The organism is Mesorhizobium sp. GbtcB19, assembly GCF_019091085.1.
In the GTDB taxonomy this organism is placed as follows: domain Bacteria; phylum Pseudomonadota; class Alphaproteobacteria; order Rhizobiales; family Rhizobiaceae; genus Mesorhizobium.
In genome coordinates this window covers 1-308 of the sequence record NZ_JAGXJY010000167.1, presented here as the reverse complement: position 1 = coordinate 308, position 308 = coordinate 1, and the positions used below count along the sequence as shown (strand labels likewise).

Below are 308 nucleotides of genomic sequence, written 5' to 3'. Positions count from 1 at the left end.
CATAACAACAAATAAAAATATATGCCTTACATAATTGAGCATTGTCAAAAGACAGCGCTCTTTTTTGTTTGGCCAAAAAGGGGAAATAATACTATGAAAAAATCTATTAAGTTTTTAATCTCAATTTCTACTGCAGCTGTAATTGTATTATCATCGGCAGTAAGTGCTTTTGCTGATAGAACACTTATTATTCCAGGATTACCACAAGAGCCATATCGTTATGGAGTTGGGGCTTATGAGGGAGTTGTCGCTCATTCTACCGCTACTCCTGAAGCTCCGGCTATTAATATTCAAAAGTATGAAACTCG

1 protein-coding gene is annotated in these 308 nt (G+C 35.7%); it reads left to right on the top strand.

Going from position 1 to position 308, the window contains the following annotated elements; all coding sequences use genetic code 11:
- Positions 1–93: 93 nt before the first annotated feature.
- On the top strand, positions 94–308 hold a 215-nt coding region (locus tag KVT37_RS32065; RefSeq protein WP_217579006.1), incomplete at its 3' end, for a hypothetical protein.